Source organism: Streptomyces tropicalis (assembly GCF_029269835.1).
Lineage (GTDB): Bacteria > Actinomycetota > Actinomycetes > Streptomycetales > Streptomycetaceae > Streptomyces > Streptomyces tropicalis.
The window spans coordinates 1-13772 of sequence record NZ_JARJBB010000042.1 but is presented as its reverse complement, the minus strand read 5'-3'; the positions used below and the strand labels follow the sequence as shown (position 1 = coordinate 13772).

Below are 13772 nucleotides of genomic sequence, written 5' to 3'. Positions count from 1 at the left end.
GAGCACGGACGCCGAACGACTTGGCCACAACATCAGCCTCATCAAAAACTCGATCAAGGAATCCGGACTGCTCAGCGAATGACACGGGAAACACCTCGCCACCATCGACGCCCCTCCCCGGGCCGACTCGGCCCCGTCCGCGCGAGGCGCTGGAGCGAGGCCAACTCCAGGTCCGTCGTCGAATACTCCCCATCAGAGCTTGAACACTCCGCGCCAGGTCCATCCGGCGCCGAGAACCGTGTTCTGAAGTGGGTCGGTCATCTCCCGTGTATCGAAGCGGAAAGCCTCGACCCCGCGCCGCTTTCCGCCGGGACGCTGTTCCTTCTCCCACTGTCGGTACACAGCAGGCGCGTGACCACGTCCGTACTGGGCATGGGCGTCATCAGACGAACGGTTCTCCCACCGTTCATGGAGGAAACGGACCTCTTGCGTGTCCGAAAGCAGCCGCATCCTCGTCTTGAGTCGCACGCCCACCCTTCGGATCTGGCACTCCGCCACCAGGTCGGCCTTCTCGGCAGGGAGAGCGTTGCGCACGCGGAAGGGCACATCCGGCGCGTTGAGCGCGAGCAGCGCGCCCCGGACCTCCAATGGCGCCAAGGGCGCGACACCACCGTGGGGGTACTTGGTACCGCTCAGCTTGTCCCAAAGTCGTCCCATCCCTATGCCTCAACCCCGATGTTCGGTCGAACTGTGCGAACGAAGGCCTGGAAGCCTCTCAGGACGGCGTCGCGCTGGGCCGCAGCGGTGGTCAGAACCAGCCGGATCGCCGCACGCTTGTGTGGTTCCTCGACAGCCTTGCGCAAGACTTCACGGGTGAGGCCACGGAACCTCCCAGCTTCGGCATGTGCCTCTAGATCGTCGAACACATGCTCGCCCGGCTCCGTGGATTCCGCCGCCTGAGGAGAGCGGAGGCGGCCGCAGACCGGCTCGGCCGCGGCGCCCGCCTCGCCGCGCCCGCTCTGGGCGACCCGGCATCCACGCCGCCGCCAACGAGACTGCGCCCACCCAGCGCCCGAACGAGATCAGCCGAGACCATGATGGGCGGCCCACAACGCCCCGGCACGGCTGGCAGCATCGGAAACCAGGGCTGCCAGTTCGGGCTTGTCGGGGACGGGGAATGAGACGTACGCGCCCCGACCACCAGCGCCTGGCCTGCCGTAGGCCTTCACCGCGAGGTGACCGTCCGGGAGAAGCCGGACATTGAGCGTGGCCAACGTGAACGCTTCACCGCACCGAGAGTCCGCCCAACGGAGGGCCTGCGCGATCGTGACATTGATCGCCAGAGCGCTTACTTCCAGGTCGCCGCCCATGGACGAATGATCCCACGCGAGTCCCGCCACAGACGGCCGCCACCAGTTTGGGGCAGCGCAGGCTCCGGACGGTGGCCCCCCGCCGGCGATCCGGATGTGGGGCGGTCGTCGGCGGGCGCGGGGCGGGTTCGAGGTCGGCCAGCGACCAGCGGGCGGTGCAGAGGCGGTAGGCCGGCATCCGGCCGCGCAGCGTCCTCGGCTCGCTGATGTCCAGGCTGTACGTGGCGAGCGCGGCGTCCACGATTCGCTTGTTCGGGCCCACCTCGCGGCGGCGGCCGCCCAGGCCGAGAGCGAGGGGCGGCGGGCTTCGACGAGCAGGTGCCGACGGTGGAACCAGCCGCCGTGGTTCATCACGAACACCTTCGCGGTCACGTCGACGGCCGCCAGGGGGCATCGACCACGGCACCGACCCTGGCCCGGATGGCCGCAGCCGCGGCACGGGCGTACTCAAGGCTGGATTGTTTCCGGGGTGCTCACGAGCGCTGTACGGCACTGGTTCACCGTGATGGCCGGGTGCCGGGGCAGGTCGTCCGCTCTCGGCCGTGGTCCGGCAGGACTACGGCACAGGGCCGACCGAGTGCGGAGAATTCGGCGTACGCCGGGCTGCGCGAGCGGTCAATGGGAGGGCGACGCAGACGGATTGGGCACCCGGTCCGGCTCGCGTTCAGCGGCGTCCGTGGCGGCGCTCGGCCCGGTTGCGGGGCGGGAGCGGCCGGGCGGCCTCGGCCCGCTCCTCCTGCTCGCGCACCCGGCGCTCGTAATCTTCGCGGGCGCCGATCTCGGCGGCGGTGCGGCGTGCGAGCGTCGGGGCGGCCCAGGTACCGATCGCCCAGGCGACGGTGGCGGGCAGGACGGGCGCGAGGAGCAGCAGCGTCCAGCGGCCGCCGGCGGCCGAGGCGGCGTTCCTGCGCTGCCGGGAACGGTGCTCCCGCCATGCCTGTTCGGGGGTGGGGATCTCCACCGGTGCGCGACGAGTGCGCACGAAACCCGCGACGAGGCTGAGCAGGCAGGCGACCGCCGTCACCGCGTACACCGCGGTACGTGCGGAGCGAGGCACCCCCACCGCCTCCCAGAACCCCACGTAGAAGGCGGTCACGACGAGCCCGGCGAACAGCAACAGGGCGAGTTGGAAGCAGCCATGTGCGATCCGGCGCAGCCAGTACCCGGCGCCCCGGTCGAACCAGGTGGTGCCCAGACGCGGAATCGTCGCCGGCTCCACCTGCTCCCCGGGGACGCTGTCCGCCGTGCTGTTCATGTCGTCCCCACCAACATCAGAAGATCTTGTGCCACAGTGCCGTGGACTTGTCGCCGATCCAGTGGCCGGCGCCGGTCACCATACCCTCGCCGGCGTGCCATGCCTGGGCCCCGGAGTGGCCGATGCCGTACAGCGTGCCCATGGCCGCGCCGTGGTCGTCCCAGTCCTCGCTCCAGTGCTCGTGGAACAGCTTGTCGGCGAAGGTTCCCACGCCCACGACGACCGCGCCGCCGACCGCGGCGGTGGCGACCACCCCGTCCACCGGGAGCGAGGCCGCGAGACCGACACCGGCACCCAGGGCTACCAGGCCGCCGCCCACGTCGACGAGCACCGAGTGGCCCCAGGACCAGCCCTCGTCGTGGTCCTGCTTGGCCTCCAGACCGCCGACGGCCACCGTGGCCGCGACGTCGATGACCGGGATTTCCTTGAGGAACCGGGGAGCGCCCTCGGCGAGTTCACTGCCGCGCAGGACGTCCGCCATCTTGTAATTGAGGAACCGGTCGTACGGCATATGAGAGCTGCCGTTCTCCAGCCCGGCCAGCCGCCCTTCCAGGCTGTCGAGTTGGTCGGCGGCAGTCTGCCACTCCCCGCGCAGTTTGAACGCCTTGGGGAGGTTCGCGTCCGCCGTCCGGAACTTGGCCTCCTCGTCCTTCAGCGCGGACAGGGCTTTGCCGTGTTCCTCCTGGGCGTGCTTGACGTCGTCGGCCATGTCCAGGCCGAGCGCGCGGTCGCCCTCCGCCCCAGCGGTCCACAGGCCGCGCAGGTAGTCGGCGACCACGATCTTGTCGCCCTTCTGCATCGGCTCGCTGGGGTCGATCTCGGCGTAGAGCTGGCCGATGCGCTTGGCGGCGAGGAGCCGGGCACGCTGAGCCTGGTGCATCAGCTCCGCGTAGAGGGTGGTGTAGTCGTTGTTGTTCTTTGCTGCCTGCTCCTCCTTCTCGGAGGGCGGGTTGTTCGTCGCGAGGGGGATGGGCTCCCCCTTCGGTCCCATGGACACGCCCTTCTTCTGGGCGACATGGGCGGCGTTCTGCAGTGCCGTGTTGGCCGAGGACAGGTTGGTGGCCAGGTCGGTGAGCTCTTTACCCACCGCGTTCACCAGTTCGGCGAAACCGCCGGCGGTGATCGCGTCCTTGGTCCAGGCGGCCTCGAACTTGTCAGCGGCCTCGCCTTTCCAGCCCGCGTCCTTGACGAGCTTGTCGACTCCCTTGCTGAGCGGTTTGACGATGTCGTCCAGGTGCTCCTTGGCATTGGTGAGGGCGGTGCCCATGGCGGCCAGACCGTCGATGTCGCCGCCCACCCAGGAATCCGTCACAGTTGGTGTCCCCCGTCTCGCTATCCCATCAGGTCTTCGAAGAGCCCGTGCACGTCGATGTCGCGGTGCGTCAAGTGCTTGACCGCGGCGTCAAGGAGATCCCCGTGCTCCTCGATCCGGCCGGCGAGTCTGGCATGCAGACCGGAGATCGCGTCCATCATCGACCGGATCGTGTGGTCTAGACCGTCATCGCCCGACCTTGCGACAGCGGGGCTCACGGAGGTGTGGAGTTTCGCGTAGGACTTGGCCTCCGCATGAAACGTGGACGACATTTTTTTCACGTCCGACGTCACAATTTTCAGGTCGGCCACTGGACTGCCTCCGTGTAGGTTCTGATGTCCTCGGCGCTCCAGACCCGTACCCCGGGCGAGAGTTGCGGGTCTACGCGAACCGGGCCGAGTCCGTTGTCGTGCATCGCCCGGGCGAACCATCCGACGGGCACCGCTACCCACGGCTGCGCATCACCGAGCGCGGCGACCAGCTTCGCGGAACTGGTGAACGCCACCGCCACCGGGTTTCCGTCGGCCCCCTGGAGGAGTTCGAAACCTATCGCGGGGCGGCGCCCTGGATCCGCGGCGTACCGCGGGTGGGCGGGGACGAGTACCTCCGCGTCCGGTTCGATCGGTGCCTTCGGACGCTTGGCGGGCGGCGTCAGATCTCGGTCGTAATCATCGAACGGAGAGGAATATGAAGTAGACATGCGCACCTGGGATCGACACCTGCTGTCGGTGTAATTACGGAATCCCGACGGCGACTTGTCACTTTACGCGCAGTCGAACACAGGGGAACGCGAGGCAGAGCGACACCCCTTCAAAGTTTACTAAAAAGGAGAGTCGACAGCGCCCTTTTACAGCCCATTCGCGCCATTTTCCCACTGAAAGGCAATCCGCGGGAAAGGGCGCGAATCGCATCTTTTGCCCTGCTGAAACAGGTACTACAGCCGAAGACCTTGTGCCAGATCCCACGCGGTGTCGTTGACCGGGCATGATGCTGGGTGTGACGACTGAGCAGACAGCCGGGTGGGGTGCTGAACTGGCCACCGTGACTGATTCGTTGGGGTACTCGTTCAACCGGCCGGATCACCGTCTGCAGTCACGGCAGCACATCGATGAACAACGCGCCTTGGCGCCACTCCTCCAAGCGCCGGCATGACCCGCAAGCCCGCCCGGCTTCGTCAACGAGGACAGCCGCACTGCCACAGATCCGCCCTGTCGAGCGCGAGTTCAATTGGAGGACGTGACCGGGACCCGCATGCCGAGCCACTGATCGGCGTCCCAGGCCCGGAACCGCTCCACTTCGGTGAAGCCCAGCTTTGCCGCGAGGCGCATCGAGCCGACATTGGCAGTCTGGGTGGCGAGCACCACCGGCTCACCAGGAAGGACGCCGTGGAACCAGTCGAGTGCCGCTGCGCACGACTCGGCGGCATACCCGAATCCCCACGCCCGCGGCAGGAACAGGTAGCCGAGTTCGGCCTTCCTCGCGGCAGCCGGGCGATGGTACTCCGATGCTCTCCTGAGCTGGATCTGACCGATCATCACCCCGTCGAGATCAACGACGAAACTCCCGGGCCACCGCTCGGGCACCTCGGGCAACTCGAGCTCGAGCTCGTCACGTGGCCGGGGGCCACCGAGGTATGTATGCACCTCCGACGACGCCAGCAGCTCGACGAACGACGCACGGTCCCGGGCCTCGGGCACACGGAGCACGAGCCGCTCGGTCCTGATCGGGGCAGGAGGCCAGGCGACGGGCCCGAAGAGCTCAGTCATAGCGGCAAGCCAAGCAGCAGGCTCGTCAGCGATCAAGGCTTCCTGGAACACCACCGGTTTCGTGGTCCCCAGGCCCGACCACAGGGGCCTGCTGGACCTCTCAGCCCTCTGAGATGTCCAGTGCTCTGACCGAGAAGGTTCGCCGGGGTTGGTGATGGCGACGGTTGGATATTGGGGTGACGTCCGTCCGATCGTTGGGGGTGTGGTGGCAGAGCCTGTTCGTGTGGCAGGTTGACCGATCAAGAGGGGCAGAAGCTGCAGCAGATCGTGCGCCGTGGCAGCTCCAGTTCGGTGCGTTATCGGCGCGCGATGATGCTGCTGGCCTCGGTCGGCGGGAATCGGGTGCCGGTGATCGCACAGTTGGTGCAGGCCGACGAGGACACCGTTCGGGGCGTGATCCGCCGATTCAATGAGATCGGCCTGGCCTGCCTGGACCCTCAGTGGGCGGGAGGCCGTCCCCGCCTGCTCGGTTCTGACGACGAGGACTTCGTCGTCCAGACGGCCACCACCCGCCCGACCAAGTACCTTCTCCCGGGGTTGCGTTGTGGTCACGAAGTGCAGTGCGCTGCGAGGTGTACTGCCGCAGGAACCACCCTGACTTCTGGCGCACGGGTCCAAAGGGCGTGACTCAAGCACCAGCGACGAAGCCGATCGCGGGTCACGTACTCAACGATGGCCGTCGGTGCCTCTGATGCTCATGGGCGTTTATGAGCGCCGGGCGAACGAGCGACAAGGCACCCCAGCGAACCGCAGACCGCCACCGGGCTTCACCTCCGCCGGTCTGGTCACTGAGAGTATGGGCGGGTGAGTACTGACGTATTGGGACGCTGGGTACCGGATCGTCCCGAGGATGTGGCCGCGGTCTTCGCCAAGGCGGACTTCCCGTGGTGGATCGCCGGTGGCTACGCGATCGAACTCGCCGTCGGCCGCGAGCTGCGCGCACATGGCGATCTCGACGTCCTCTTCCTTCGGCGTGACCAAAACCGCGTACGGGATCTCCTCGCCGGATGGGACCTGTACGTGGCGGACCCGCCCGGCCAAGGGGAGTCGCGACCGTGGCGTCCTGGAGAGGTCCTTCGGCCTCCGCTCCACGACATCTGGTGCCGGCGCAAGCCGGATGCGCCCTGGTCCGTGCAGCTCATGCTGGACGAGGCCGAGGGCGCTCAATGGGTCTCGCGGCGCCACCCCGCGATCCGCCTCCCGATCGACCGGCTCGGGCGGACGAGCAAGGCGGGTATCCCCTATCTCGCGCCCGAGGTGCAGCTCTTCTACAAGGCGAAGGCAACCCGAGAGAAGGACGAAATCGACTTCGAAGCGGTACTGCCGTTGCTCGACGCTCCGACACGCGCCTGGCTGGCAGACGCGATCAAGGTGATCGCGCCCCACCACCCCTGGCTTCGCCGGCTCCTTCCGGTCAGCCGAACGTGAGCAGCGGAACGTCGTAGAGGTCGGGGTTCCGGGGCCGGGTCATCGTGGGCGACGTGACCTCCACGATCAGCAGCTCGCTGAGGAACTGGACCTTGGCGCTGAGGAGATGACTCGTCCTGCCATCGGCCGACTGGGCCTTCAGGCCGGCGGAGACGTGGATGTGCGGAAGTATCCCGCCGGTGGCCGGGTCGTGGGCGAGCGTGCCCGCGCCGAACGCCTCGACGTTGGTGACGCACGTCTTCGCCCAGACCGGTGCGTCCGGGTCCGTGAGCTTCTCGCAGGCACCCACGATCTCGGCCTCCGCGAAGGCCCCGATGAACGAAGGGATGTAGCCCTGCCGTATGCCGTTGTCCCGGCAGAAGGTGGACAACGCCTCGAAGAAGTCCTCCCCGTGGTCGAAGGTGACGCCAAAGGTACGGCCGACGGTCAGCTCGTGAGCACGCATGTGTGGGTGTCTCCTGATGAGGTGGGATCAGCGGGCGGAGGCGGTGGGGAAGGTCTCGCGGACCGTCGCTCCGTCGGCGCCCTGGGCGAGCAGGGCGTGCAGGAGGAGCCGCGCCTGGTACGGGCCAAGGTCTCCAGCGCCGATGAGCCCTCGCCCGAGGAGGTCCCTCCCGGAGCCAGGGATGCCGTACGTGTCGAACAGGACGGGTCCGGGACTTTTCAGGGACTTTCACCGCTGTCCGAGGGACTTCCGAGGGACTTTCCGCCGCCTTAGACGTCGTTTTCTTTGGCGGTTGGGGTCGTTGTGTTGGTATGGCGAGTCTTGCTGAGCGCCTCGTGCCGGATGAGTTGTGGGAGTTGTTCCGGCGGGTGGTGTCGGAGACGGTGGTCATACGGCCGCAGTGTGGTGGTCGACGGCGGGCGGGGGACCGTGAGTGTTTGGCAGCGATCGTGTTCGTGGCCACGTCGGGGTGTTCATGGAGGCAGGTGCCGCCGGTCTTCGCGCCGGCTTGGCCCACGGTCTACCGGCGCTTCGCCCGCTGGAGCCAGGCCCGGGTGTGGGCCCGTCTGCACCGCGTCATCCTCGACGAGCTCGGAGCGCGGGGCGAGCTGGACTGGTCGCGCTTTGCCATCGACTCCGTCAGCATCCGTGCACTCAAAGGGGGGAGCTGGCCGGACCGAATCCGACCGATCGGGGCAAGAGCGAATCGAAAATCCACCTGGTCGTGGACCGCAACGGCCTGCCCGTCGCCGTCGCCGTCTCAGCTGCCAACACGCACGACAGCCTCACCCTGCAGCCCCTGATCGCCTCGATCCCTCCAGTGCGCAGCCGACGCGGCCCCCGCCGGCGGCGGCCTGGGAAACTCCACGGGGACAAGGGCTACGACTACCCCCACCTGCGGCGATGGCTCCGGGAACGCGGCATCGCACCCCGCATCGCCCGCCGCGGTACCGACTCTTCGCAGCGACTGGGCCGACACCGCTGGATGGTCGAGCGGACCATGTCCTGGCTGGCCGGCAGCCGCCGCCTGCACCGGCGCTACGAACGGAAACCCGAGCACTTCCTCGCGTTCACAGCCATCGCCACCAGCCTCATCAACTACCGACGACTCACCAGATGAAACGACGTCTAAGCCTCAGCGTACGTGGCTCGGCGAACCGCCTGCAGGTATGGCGAAGGGCCAACGCGGTGAACCTGGTCCGTCTGAAGGCAGTAAAGGCGCCGGACATTGCAGAGAGGGAGGTCTGATTGTGCCGATCCACTCTGACGGTTGGTTCGGTGCAGATCTGTCCTGATGCTGCCGATAGGCCGTCGCGCCTCCACACCGGCAAACCTCCGAGGAGCAGGAACCACGATGGCATCCGATCCGGCAATCGCCCAGGTGACCATGACGCTGGCTGCCCTTGCAGCCACCGGGAACACGCCGCGTCCGTCAGGGGAAACCCTGGAGCAGCAGACCAACCGCATCATCACCGGCATCAACGCGCAACTGCACGATCCCACCCTGGCGACCCAGGACGAGTGGGAGCTGGTGTGGCTCGCCCTGAGCGAGGCCAACGCCAATATGGCCTACCTCGTACGGAGCACCAACGGCTCGAACGAGTTCGCCGTGATCGCTCGCGGAACGGACGCCGATTGGACCGACATCCTCGAAGACCTCGAGGTCGGCACGGTCGTCTCGTTCCCCGAAAGCGGATCGCCGAAGCCGGTCTACGTCTCCAGGGGGGCAAAGGACGCGTTCACACGAGTGGTCACCACCCGCTCGATCGCCTCTCCCTCCCCGAACGCCACGCTCGCTCAGGCGCTCTCCGTCGCGCTCAAGGCGGCGCCCTCCTCGCCGCAGCCGACCGTCTATCTGACCGGTCACAGCCTGGGCGGTTGCATCGCCAGCATGCTCGCGCCGTACCTGCAGGCACAGACCTGGCCGAAGCAGCCGAAGTTCGCTGTGATGACCTATGCCGCTCCCACCGCCGGCGTGCAGAGCTTCGTCGACTACTTCGACTCCGTGCCGTGGATCATCGACGAGCGCCAGAACAACGCCTACGACCTGGTACCGCACGCGTGGGCCGATCTCGACACCACCACCGGCTGGTACCCGAGCCCGGGGCCCCAGGCGACCGAAGAAGTGAAGCTGCTCATCGGGTCGATCGCCAAGCGCACCAACGGCAACATCTACGTCCAGCCCGGCACGCTCTGCCTGATGAACACCGGATACACGAGCCTTTCCGAGAAGCTGGTCAACAAGACCACCCAGGACTTCCTCGGCCAGGTCGCCTACCAGCACGCCAACTCCACCTACCTGGACCTGGTGGGGGCGTCACCCGTGCCTTCGCCGCCGGTGGTGACCGACGTGACTCCCGCCTTCGGCGCCGCAGGCGACACGGTGACCATCAACGGCAGGTATTTCAGTCCGGACAGCAAGGTCGACTTCGGGCAGTTCGCCTGCGCCGACCGCGACACCGTCATCGACCCCTCCGGCCTCAAGATCACCACCAAGGTCCCCAACGGAACCGGCGTCGTCCACGTTCGCGTCACCAACACCCTCGGCACGTCCCCGGCCATCGCCATGAGTCAGTTCGCCTATGGCGGACCCGCACCTGTGGTGGTCAGTTCGGTCAGCCCGACCAGCGGAAAGGTCGGCACCCCGGTCACCATCAACGGCTCGGGTTTCGCCAAAGGTGCCACCGTGCACTTCAAGGACAAGCCATCCGACTCGGTCTCGTTCGTCTCCACCGGCCAGATCACCGCAACAGCGCCCGGTCTGCTCGACGTCCAGCAGACGGTGAACATCACCGTGACGGTGGGCAAGGCCACCTCTCCCAACAGCCCGGACGACGAGTTCACCTACACCGGCCGGTAGCGTCCGCACGCCCCGGTCCCGGCAGAGGTTCGCCGCAGGGCAGTTGCCCTGCGGCGAGAGGCCACGGAGCTGTGCGGCACGGCGAGCAGCCGCCGGGCGACCAGGGGTAAAGCCCCGCAGAGGCGCGGTCAGGCTGTGCTGAGCGCCGCACCGTCCACCCAGCTGATCGCCTCGATCCCGCCGGTGCGCAGCCGACGCGGTCCCCGCCGGCGGCAGCCTGGGAAACTCCACGGGGACAAGGACTACGACTACCTACGGCGATGGCTCCGAGAACGCGGCATCACACCCCGCATCGCCCGCAGCGTCACCGACTCCTCGCAGCAGCTGGGCCGACACCGCTGGGTGGTCGAACGGACCATGTCCTCGCTCGCCGGCAGCCGCCGCCTGCACCGGCGCTACGAACGAAAACCCGAGCTCTTCCTCGCCTTCACAGCCATCGCCACCAGCCTCATCAACTACCGACGACTCACCAAATAAAACAACCTCTTAGGACCGTGTCCCACATGGTCAGCTTGACGAGCCCGTTTGTAGCAGCAGAGGGCAGCTACCAGTCCGAGAAACGCCAGGTAGGTGCCGGGTTCGCGCTCGTAGCGGTGGTTGAGGCGACGGTAGCCGGTCAGCCAGGACGTGGTCCGTTCGATGACCCGCCGGCGGCGGCCGAGTCGTTCACTCGAGTCGATGCCCTTGCGGGCGCTGCGTACGCCGATGCGCTTGCCGCAGAGCCATCGTCGCAGGTGAGGGATGCCGTAGGCCTTGTCCGGCGAGTACCGAGGGAGGGCAGATCAGCGAACGCAACGCGGCCTCCCACATCAGGACGTGGAGCTTGCGGCCGGACCGGTACAGCCACTCCTGGCGCTGCACCCGGGCACGCACGGCGTCCTCGATGTCGCTGGCCGAACCCAGCAGCTCCGCGTAGCGCCGGATGACGCAGCGCGCGCACTCGGGGGTCTGCATCAGACCGGCGACCACCGACTCTTCCCACACCCATATCTCGGAGGTGCTGTCGCTTATCTCGGAGGTGCTGTCGCTCTCCTTTGTCGAGCTCTCGTGTAGGGGCTTGAAGCCCTTCGCCAGAGCCCGGCGCCACGACCTGATGTGACTTTCGAAGCCGGCAAGCCTCGCCGCGAGTTCGGGATACGCGTCTGGCTGAGCTACCCGTGACACCGCCAGCCTCCTGCTGCTGCGGCGTCGGCTCAGTGAGGACCTGCACCGCTGACCGGCCCGGAGCAGGCCGCGCCCGTCCGGGCCGGCTGGCGACGCCGATGGGAGACGGCCGTGGTCATGCGGCGGATTTGAGTTCGGCCTGGCCAAACAGCAGGGCGTAGCCAGTGGGGAGCTGGTGGAGGATGCGGGTGATCAGGTCGGGGCCGGCGCTGGCGACGACGGCTGCGAAGACGGATCCGGTGTCCCAGCGGGTGGTGGCCGGGGAGGCGCCGGAGCGCGCGGCGAGGTCCTTGACGAACGCCCAGCCGGTCAGCGGCTGGATGTCGGGGACCTGCATGGTCAGAACGCGGGCGGCCTCCAGGGGCAGCCGGGCGGCCAGGTCGACGCGTTCCTCGCCGGTCAGCTGGCGTCCCAGCCCCGAGAGGACCAGGCGGACGACTTCGTCGGCCTTCTCGCGGGTGGGGTAGGCGCCTTCGTAGCGGACCTTCTCCAGCATCTGCTCATACGCCGTCCCGGACGGCTGGGGGTGTTCAAGCGGTGCGCGTGCGTCGGTGATCACTGCGGTGCATGCCTTTCGTGGATTGCAGGATGGAGGCCTGGGGGTGTCGGTCAGGTGGGGCGGGGCGGCCGAAGAGGAGGTCGTAGCCGGCGGGCAGCTGGAGCAGGATCTGCCCCAGCAGGTCCTCGCCGGCCGCGTCGGCAACGGTGGACAGCACGGCGCTGACGTCCCAGGTCGCGGTCTGTTCGGTGGCGCCCTCGATCCAGGCCGCGGTCGCCCGCACGAACCGCGCCGGTGGCAGCGGCTCGGCGCTGGTCAGCGGGTTGAGCAGGATGAGGGCGAAGCTTTCGGGCAGGCGTGCCGCAAGCTGGGCGCGGACCTCGCCGACCAGATGCGCGCCGAGCAGGGCGAGGACCACACGGGCCGCGCGCTCGCCTTCCTCCACCGTGCCGTACTCGCCGCGTTCCTCCACTCGATCGAGGAACGCTTCGCGTCGCAGAGTCATGGTGGCCATCACCCCTTTGCTTCCTTCCGGACTGCCCGAAGGGGGTGCGGAGGACGGGTGAGGGGGAGATCAGGTGCCGTCCTCCGCACCGGTCCGGCCGTGTCAGCCGGAGATCTCCTTGCGGCCGGAGCCGACGCCGATGGAGATCTTGCGGGGCTTGGCGCGCTCGGCGATCGGGATCCGCAGAGTGAGCACGCCCGCGTCGTAGTCGGCCTGGATGTGCTCGGTGTCGAGGGTGTCGGCGAGCACGATCTGCCGGGAGAAGACGCCCAGCGGCCGCTCGGACAGTTCCATCTGCACGTCGTCGCCCTTCGCCACCGGCCGGCGCTCCGCCTTGACGGTGAGCATGTTCCGCTCGACGTCAATGTCGATCGCGTCCGCGCTCACACCGGGCAGGTCGAATGCCACCACGTACTCGTCGCCGTCGCGGTACGCGTCCATCGGCATCGCCGACGGCTTCGACCAGGTACCCGGCCCCATCAGCTGCTGCGCCAGCCGGTCCAGCTCACGGAAGGGGTCAGTGCGCATCAACATCGTAAACACCTCCAGCAGGTTCGGGCAGTTGCTGCCAATGCGCTGCACTGACACCGTTGTAACATGTCATCCAATAGATGACAAACACGATGTCGTCCACATGATGACAACGAGAGGGAGGTACCCATGACCGCAGCCGACCAGCCGTCCACGCCCCGCACCGACGCCCACAGCCCGGCGTCGTTCCTCGCCGCGGCGGCCGCCCTGAGCGCCATAGAAGACGCCCTGCACACAGCCCGGAACGAGACCCCCGACACCCTCGGCTCCCCCGCTCCCGGCGCGGAGGCGGCCCTCGCCTCTCTGATGCTGCTGCGGCAGGTGCGCGAGCAGCTCGCCAGCTGGGAGACGGGCCTGATCGAAACCGCCCGCGACTCGGGCGCCAGCTGGGCCGACCTCGCCCACCCCCTGGGCGTCGCCAGCCGCCAGGCCGCCGAACGCCGCTACCTGCGCGGCCGCCCCGGCCCCGCCGGCACCACCGGCGAACAGCGCGTGACGGCCACTCGCGAACGCCGCGCCGCCGACCGCACCGCCGCCGCCTGGGCCCGCCGCAACGCCGCCGACCTGCGCCGCCTCGCCGGCCAGATCACCGCCCTCACCGACCTCCCCTCCTCCGCCCACCGGCCGCTCGGCGAGCTCCACGCAGCCCTCGCCCACGACGACCCCGCCGACCTCCTCGCCCCCCTGACCGCCACCC

At 68.1% G+C, this 13772-nt stretch carries 14 protein-coding genes and 5 pseudogenes; 6 read left to right on the top strand and 13 right to left on the bottom strand.

What is annotated here, in order from left to right:
• Nucleotides 1-192 precede the first annotated feature (192 nt).
• The 7 genes from P3H78_RS31920 to P3H78_RS31890 form a co-directional block, all read right to left on the bottom strand.
• The gene (locus tag P3H78_RS31920; RefSeq protein ID WP_276112677.1) at nt 193-657 is read right to left on the bottom strand and encodes a hypothetical protein; all 465 of its coding nucleotides are present in this window, start codon (nt 655-657) and stop codon (nt 193-195) included.
• 365 nt (nt 658-1022) lie between these two features.
• Complete coding sequence (locus P3H78_RS31915) at nt 1023-1310, bottom strand: hypothetical protein (protein ID WP_276112676.1); 288 nt, start codon at nt 1308-1310, stop codon at nt 1023-1025.
• A 664-nt stretch (nt 1311-1974) separates the two neighbouring features.
• The gene (locus tag P3H78_RS31910) at nt 1975-2565 is read right to left on the bottom strand and encodes a hypothetical protein (protein WP_276112675.1); all 591 of its coding nucleotides are present in this window, start codon (nt 2563-2565) and stop codon (nt 1975-1977) included.
• A gap of 16 nt (nt 2566-2581) precedes the next feature.
• Nucleotides 2582-3877, bottom strand: a complete 1296-nt coding sequence (locus P3H78_RS31905) for a WXG100 family type VII secretion target (protein WP_276112674.1) — start codon at nt 3875-3877, stop codon at nt 2582-2584.
• 20 nt (nt 3878-3897) lie between these two features.
• Complete coding sequence (locus P3H78_RS31900) at nt 3898-4188, bottom strand: DUF6317 family protein (protein WP_276112673.1); 291 nt, start codon at nt 4186-4188, stop codon at nt 3898-3900.
• Nucleotides 4176-4577 (bottom strand): SAV_915 family protein, encoded by a 402-nt coding sequence (locus P3H78_RS31895; RefSeq protein WP_276112672.1) that lies wholly within the window; start codon nt 4575-4577, stop codon nt 4176-4178. Before P3H78_RS31895 ends, P3H78_RS31900 begins: the two co-directional genes overlap by 13 nt.
• 523 nt (nt 4578-5100) lie before the next feature.
• Entirely contained in the window at nt 5101-5643 is a 543-nt protein-coding gene (locus P3H78_RS31890; protein ID WP_276112671.1) for a GNAT family N-acetyltransferase, read from the bottom strand.
• Between the two features lie 205 nt (nt 5644-5848).
• Between P3H78_RS31890 and P3H78_RS31885 the strand changes: the two are divergent.
• A pseudogene (locus P3H78_RS31885) lies at nt 5849-6186 on the top strand (helix-turn-helix domain-containing protein); the annotation flags it as partial.
• Between the two features lie 261 nt (nt 6187-6447).
• Nucleotides 6448-7071 carry a nucleotidyltransferase domain-containing protein gene (locus P3H78_RS31880; protein WP_276112670.1) on the top strand — a complete coding sequence of 208 codons (624 nt, stop codon included), beginning with the start codon at nt 6448-6450 and terminating at the stop codon, nt 7069-7071.
• Here P3H78_RS31880 and P3H78_RS31875 read toward each other — a convergent pair.
• A complete protein-coding gene (locus tag P3H78_RS31875) occupies nt 7058-7516 on the bottom strand; it encodes a PPC domain-containing DNA-binding protein (RefSeq protein ID WP_276112669.1) in 459 nt (152 codons plus the stop codon). The genes P3H78_RS31880 and P3H78_RS31875 overlap by 14 nt on opposite strands.
• Nucleotides 7517-7827: 311 nt before the next feature.
• On the opposite strand from P3H78_RS31875, the gene P3H78_RS31865 reads away from it, so the two are divergent.
• The 3 genes and pseudogenes from P3H78_RS31865 to P3H78_RS31855 form a co-directional block, all read left to right on the top strand.
• Nucleotides 7828-8636, top strand: a protein-coding gene (locus tag P3H78_RS31865) for an IS5 family transposase (RefSeq protein WP_276112668.1) whose coding sequence is annotated in 2 segments (ribosomal slippage) — nt 7828-8175 and nt 8178-8636 — 807 coding nt in all. Because the reading frame shifts where the segments join, the coding sequence is not laid out codon by codon here.
• A gap of 234 nt (nt 8637-8870) precedes the next feature.
• A complete protein-coding gene (locus tag P3H78_RS31860) occupies nt 8871-10376 on the top strand; it encodes an IPT/TIG domain-containing protein (protein ID WP_276112667.1) in 1506 nt (501 codons plus the stop codon).
• Nucleotides 10377-10538: 162 nt separating this feature from the next.
• Nucleotides 10539-10853, top strand: a pseudogene (locus tag P3H78_RS31855) (IS5/IS1182 family transposase); the annotation flags it as partial.
• Here the strand turns inward: P3H78_RS31855 and P3H78_RS31850 are convergent.
• The 5 genes and pseudogenes from P3H78_RS31850 to P3H78_RS31830 all read right to left on the bottom strand — a co-directional run.
• Nucleotides 10832-11146 (bottom strand): annotated as a pseudogene (locus P3H78_RS31850) (hypothetical protein); the annotation flags it as partial. The pseudogenes P3H78_RS31855 and P3H78_RS31850 overlap by 22 nt on opposite strands.
• Nucleotides 11130-11525 (bottom strand): annotated as a pseudogene (locus P3H78_RS31845) (Scr1 family TA system antitoxin-like transcriptional regulator); the annotation flags it as partial. The pseudogenes P3H78_RS31845 and P3H78_RS31850, both read right to left, overlap by 17 nt.
• A gap of 130 nt (nt 11526-11655) precedes the next feature.
• On the bottom strand, nt 11656-12099 hold the full coding sequence (locus P3H78_RS31840; protein WP_276112666.1) for a DUF2267 domain-containing protein: 444 nt from the start codon (nt 12097-12099) through the stop codon (nt 11656-11658).
• 55 nt (nt 12100-12154) lie between these two features.
• A pseudogene (locus P3H78_RS31835) lies at nt 12155-12544 on the bottom strand (DUF2267 domain-containing protein); the annotation flags it as partial.
• A 102-nt stretch (nt 12545-12646) separates the two neighbouring features.
• Nucleotides 12647-13078 (bottom strand): Hsp20/alpha crystallin family protein, encoded by a 432-nt coding sequence (locus P3H78_RS31830; RefSeq protein ID WP_276112665.1) that lies wholly within the window; start codon nt 13076-13078, stop codon nt 12647-12649.
• A gap of 126 nt (nt 13079-13204) precedes the next feature.
• On the opposite strand from P3H78_RS31830, the gene P3H78_RS31825 reads away from it, so the two are divergent.
• Nucleotides 13205-13772: type III effector protein (locus tag P3H78_RS31825; RefSeq protein ID WP_276112664.1), on the top strand; the 568-nt coding region annotated here is incomplete at its 3' end.

What these genes read in the sequence shown, in the direction of transcription:
- P3H78_RS31920 (WP_276112677.1), bottom strand. Translation starts at nt 657, where the DNA reads ATGGGACGACTTTGGGACAAGCTGAGCGGTACCAAGTACCCCCACGGT.
- P3H78_RS31915 (WP_276112676.1), bottom strand. Translation starts at nt 1,310, where the DNA reads ATGGGCGGCGACCTGGAAGTAAGCGCTCTGGCGATCAATGTCACGATC.
- P3H78_RS31910 (WP_276112675.1), bottom strand. Translation starts at nt 2,565, where the DNA reads ATGAACAGCACGGCGGACAGCGTCCCCGGGGAGCAGGTGGAGCCGGCG.
- P3H78_RS31895 (WP_276112672.1), bottom strand. Translation starts at nt 4,577, where the DNA reads ATGTCTACTTCATATTCCTCTCCGTTCGATGATTACGACCGAGATCTG.
- P3H78_RS31890 (WP_276112671.1), bottom strand. Translation starts at nt 5,643, where the DNA reads ATGACTGAGCTCTTCGGGCCCGTCGCCTGGCCTCCTGCCCCGATCAGG.
- P3H78_RS31875 (WP_276112669.1), bottom strand. Translation starts at nt 7,516, where the DNA reads ATGCGTGCTCACGAGCTGACCGTCGGCCGTACCTTTGGCGTCACCTTC.
- P3H78_RS31860 (WP_276112667.1), top strand. Translation starts at nt 8,871, where the DNA reads ATGGCATCCGATCCGGCAATCGCCCAGGTGACCATGACGCTGGCTGCC.
- P3H78_RS31830 (WP_276112665.1), bottom strand. Translation starts at nt 13,078, where the DNA reads ATGTTGATGCGCACTGACCCCTTCCGTGAGCTGGACCGGCTGGCGCAG.